The organism is Mesorhizobium sp. M7A.F.Ca.CA.001.08.2.1 (assembly GCF_003998455.1).
Classification (GTDB): Bacteria; Pseudomonadota; Alphaproteobacteria; order Rhizobiales; family Rhizobiaceae; genus Mesorhizobium; species Mesorhizobium ciceri.
In genome coordinates this window covers 1-4,703 of sequence record NZ_RZPW01000498.1, presented here as the reverse complement: position 1 = coordinate 4,703, position 4,703 = coordinate 1, and the positions used below count along the sequence as shown (strand labels likewise).

Annotated in this window: 4 protein-coding genes and 1 pseudogene; all 5 read right to left on the bottom strand. The window is 58.3% G+C overall.

Features of this window, described 5'->3' with window-relative positions; genetic code table 11:
- Nucleotides 1–579: chemotaxis protein CheW (locus EN914_RS24730; protein ID WP_127389324.1), on the bottom strand; the 579-nt coding region annotated here is incomplete at its 3' end.
- Nucleotides 579–1,820, bottom strand: coding sequence for a protein-glutamate O-methyltransferase CheR (locus EN914_RS24725; protein ID WP_013525367.1), 1,242 nt, complete (start codon nt 1,818–1,820; stop codon nt 579–581). The genes EN914_RS24730 and EN914_RS24725, both read right to left, overlap by 1 nt.
- The gene (locus EN914_RS24720) at nt 1,817–2,284 is read right to left on the bottom strand and encodes a chemotaxis protein CheW (protein WP_024505313.1); all 468 of its coding nucleotides are present in this window, start codon (nt 2,282–2,284) and stop codon (nt 1,817–1,819) included. Before EN914_RS24720 ends, EN914_RS24725 begins: the two co-directional genes overlap by 4 nt.
- A 23-nt stretch (nt 2,285–2,307) precedes the next feature.
- Nucleotides 2,308–3,945, bottom strand: coding sequence for a methyl-accepting chemotaxis protein (locus EN914_RS24715; protein ID WP_013525369.1), 1,638 nt, complete (start codon nt 3,943–3,945; stop codon nt 2,308–2,310).
- Nucleotides 3,946–4,462: 517 nt separating this feature from the next.
- Nucleotides 4,463–4,703 (bottom strand): annotated as a pseudogene (locus EN914_RS24705) (type II toxin-antitoxin system VapC family toxin); the annotation flags it as partial.

Sequence of the window (4,703 nt, the reverse complement as noted above, 5' to 3'; positions counted from 1 at the left end):
AGCGAGAGTGTCGCGCGCCCGATAGCGATGTAAGCCGTGGATCTCATCAACCGTAAAGGCAACCCGCTTGTCGCGCTCGCCCACAACAACCAGGCGGCGAAATACCTTGGTTCGCGTGCTTTGCTCCCCCTCCTTGCGCTCTTCTATCCCGAGCAATTCAGCCAGGGACAGGCAAACGAGCAATTCACCACGGACATTCGCAATACCGAGCAGTGCACGGTTTCTGCGATGTGGAAGTGAATGAACGCGGCGAGATTCAGCCACTTCATGAAAAATACCGACCGGAAGTGCCAGCCATTCTTCCCCCAAACGGAAGAGAACAGCCGTCTGCAGCGCCTCGCCGTTGGCCGGATCGATCCCCGCTCGACCAGCGTTACCAGGCCATTCGTCGCGATATACCGAGGGAGCCGCACGGTCGAGGAGGTGTCGTGCAATCTTCTTATAGGTCGGGCAATTCCGGCAGTGGAGATGCTGCTCCAGCAGCGGACATGACTTGTCACCCCGTACGCCTATTTGCCGCCAGCAGTCGTCGATTTCAATCTGCTCCAACGGCTGAGCGATCCCTGTCGAAGCCGCCATCAGCTGCCGCTCCTTTTCTGGACCCGGCCTAGCCGGCCAGCCAGGGCCTCGGCGCCGTTATGGTCGCCTTGCTTGCGAAGCAGCAAAGCCAGATGGATGAGAGCTTCTCGATGATTTGGCGCGAGATAGAGCGCCTTGCGATAGCTTTGCGCGGCTTGGGGTGCTGCGCCATCCGCATCCTGGACGAGGCCCAGCAAGTAGAAGATTTGCGCGGAAGGACCGAATTCCTTGAGATGCGCCAGGGCGACCTCCTGTGCCTCCTTTACCCGTCCTGCATTGGCGATCCGTTCAACCGCGATGAGGCTTTCCGAGGCCTGTGCAAGCGGCTTGGCCGGCGCCTGGCCACGGGCTTCATTGCCAATTGTCGGTCGGGGCCGAAGAAGAGGCTTGCTCTTGTTGACCTTCGGGGTTGGCGTCGGCACCGGGATGGCGGCCGAAACTGTCGGCGCCGTGGTCTTGACGGGCTCCGATTTCAGGAAGGCAAAGGCCAATGGCCATTCAGCGGAAATAAAGCCATGCAACCTTGGAAGAGCTGCTTCCGCCGGACCGACCAGGAGGAGTCCGTCTTTGGCCAGTAGGTCCTTCAGGCAGATCAACGCGCGATCCTGCAGCTCTCGATTGAAATAGATCAGCAGATTGCGGAAAAGCACGATGTCATAGACTTCTTGCCCGAAAGACGCGCGAGAGCCGAACAGGTTTCCTACCCTGAACCGAACCTGTTTCAGCACCGCAGCTGTAGGACGCAACCCGCTCTCGGCCGCTTCGAAATAGCGATCCTTGAATTCGAGATGGCTGCCGCGAAACGAATTGCGCCCATAGATCGCGCGTTCAGCCGTCGCGATATTGCGGCTGCTGACGTCCACACCATCGATCTTGAACTCGTGCGCCTCAAAGCTGGCATCGAACATGGCCATGGCGACCGAATAGGCCTCTTCGCCGGTTGAACATGGCAGGCTCAGGACTTTAATCGGCTGAGCACGCTTGTGCACGCGCGCATGCCGCGCCAGCATGGTGAACGCTTCTCGGTCGCGAAAGAACCAGGTCTCCGGGATCACCACCGCATTGATCAACTCCTGCAACTCCTGCGAGGAACCGGTCAAGTGTTCCTTATAGGTCTGAGGGTTGGTTATCCGGCATGCTGCCATCCGATCTCTGACCGCCTGACGGACCACTGTCGGACCAACGCTGGCACTGTCCAGTCCGATGGTTTCCGTCAGGAGCTTTTCAATTGCGCCGGTCATTGATCACCGGTCGCGGCCTGGCGGAGCAATGCGGTACGTATCTCTTCCGAAAGCAGCGATGCCACTTTGACCCACTGAATGATCTCCGAACCATCGGAAGCCACCGGCCCAAGATAGGGCGGGGTTCCTGGTTCAAGTCCGAACGGCGCGAAGTCGGCAGGGTCTCGCTCAAGCGTATCCGTCACCCGTTCCGCGATCAGTCCCAGCAGGCGCTGCTCGCCATCCTGCGCGTGATAGCGCGTCACAACGATCCGGGTGCTCAATAGGCGCTCCGACGGCCGGCCAAGCGCAAGAAGAGTAACATCGATCAGCGGGATGGGTATTCCGTTGTAGCTGACTAGACCCATCACACCGGTTGGCGCACCCGGCAGGACCTTCACATCGAGACGAGGCAGCACCTCTTCAATTTGGTGGACATCGATCAAGTAGCGATCCAGACCCATGCTGAAGGCGAGAAATAGCATTGTCACCCCCTACTGCCGGCTCGCTACGCTCTCAGCTTGAACCTCGAAATGCTACTTCGCATGCCGCCTGAGACTTGATTGAGCTCGTCGATCGCGAGCGTCGATTGCTGAAGGGATTCGACTGTTTGCTGGGCTGCCTCACTCAGCTGCGTTAGCGTGTCGCTGATCTGCCCCGCGCCGGTCGCCTGCGCTTGCATGCCTTCATTGGCGACTTCGAAACGTGGCACCAGCCCCTGAACCTGCTGAATGATCTCGAAGAGTTGCCCGCCGACCTGCTGGATTTCCTGCATACCCCGGCGGACCTGTTCGGAAAACTTGTCCATGCCCATCACCCCGGCCGCGACTGCCGACTGGATGTCCTTGACCATCTGTTCGATATCGTATGTGGAGACAGCCGTCTGGTCCGCGAGCCTTCGGATTTCCGTCGCCACCACTGCAAAGCCCCGGCCATATTGGCCGGCCTTCTCAGCCTCTATGGAAGCGTTGAGCGACAAAAGGTTCGTCTGATCGGCCACTTTGGTGATGGTCGTCACCACCTGATTGATGCTGCCGGCTTTCTCGCTCAGGATCGCGAGTTTGGAATTGATCGCGCCGGCCGCTTCCATGACCTGCTGCATTGTTTCTTCCATACGGGTTAGCCCCGCTTGCCCCCCGCCGGCGACGGCAGCAGTTTGCTCGGCAACTGTCGAGACCTCGTTCATCGTGCGGACGAGCTCGTTTGACGTGGCGGAGATCTCCTTGGCTGTCGCGCGGATTTCTGTTGTGGTCGCTGCGATTTCAGTCGCAGTTGCCTGCTGTTGCTTGGAGGTGGCGGCGATCTCAGTTATCGATGTGCCGACCTGTATGCTGGACCTTTGAACCTGACCAATGAGGGTTGTGAGATCGTCCGCCATTGCGTTGAAGCCGTCGGCAAGAACGCTGAATTCGTCTCGGCGCCTCAGATCGAGGCGTTCGCTGAAGTCGCCTTGCCGCATCAATTGAACCGCGTTGACCAAACGAGTGAGCGGACCTGTAATGGCGCGAAACAGCTGGTAACCCAAAAGAAGGGCTAGTCCGAGGGCTATCAACAAGCCAACGCTCAAACCGACTTCGGCCGTTCTAACGATCGAGCTGATCCGCTGCGTCGCGCTGTTTGCCTCGCCTCTGTGATCCTCAACCATGGCCTGCAGAGCGGACTGCAACTTTACAAAGATCGGCTCTACGGTGTTCTTGATGGCCAGGCTTTCATTGGGAGTTTCACCTTTCGACAAGGCAGCCCGGCTTGTGTCCAGCACAGCAGTTTCAGCCAGACGAAATTGGTTGGCGAGTTCTTTGACGACTGCATAATTCTGCTTGTCGATGTCGGAGACGATTGTTGCTTCATAGTCGCCCATCGACCGCTGCACTTGGTCGCGATTGGTCGTGATCGCGCTTTCAAGCGTGCTTCTATCCGATGGGTTGTCCTGAAGGGCATATTCCTGAAGCAGACTATGGGCCGTCATCTGGCCCACCATGATTGCGGTGCTGTGATAGAGGTCTGGAAGGATGCCCTTCTCGACCTCAGTCGCCTCCTGCCCCGCCTGAAGAAACCAGGCGTACGCGATGACGGCGATCACGGACATGACCACCAGAACGGCAGCGAAACTGACGAGGATGCGGTGGCGTATTGTCAGACTCTTCATGGATCCGATTCACCAATGGGGGCATCGTGGGCTGCGCGACAAGCGCTCGTTCCGACGTGTTCGAAAAAGGTGCGTCGAAAAGCGGTAGTCTGACGCTGAATGGTTTCTTTTCCGTTCCATCACTAATGATGGCGATGCCGCTCGCCAGAAGTGACGGTCGAGGACACGTGTTCCGTCGGCGCACATCAGCCCGACATCCGCTGGGCGGCACGCCCGCGTCAAGGTGGGTGGATGACTGATTGTTACCGTCTCGTTGGACGTCGATGAGAAAGGTATTCGCTGACGATGAAGCTCTCACCTCACGTCCAAGGCCCTGTCAGCGTTGGGCCTTTGAAGCAAACAACCTGGACAGCCCATAGGCAACAAGGCCTATGAACCTTGAAGGGGCACAAATATACGCTGGCCGCTGGTCGATCCAGGAAGTCCGGTGCACCGCCATCAGACTCGCCCAGCGTCGCATAACCCCGCCTACGTCATCGCATGGTCATGCTGGAGGCGCCCATCGGTCGCCGTCCGCCTATTCTGGAAGCCCGATGAACGGATTCTGATGCCGAATGCCGAGCGGCCTGAAATCTTTCTCGTTGTCCGTGAGCACGATCAGATCGTGTTGCATGCCTGTTGCAGCAATAGCGATGTCCTCGAAACCAGGTGAGATGCCAGCGGCCCGAGCGACTGTCATGAGTTGCCCAGTTATTGTTGCCGTTTCGAGGTCAAGAGGGAGGATGCGGCTACTGTAGTAGTGACGGATTTCTCCCCAC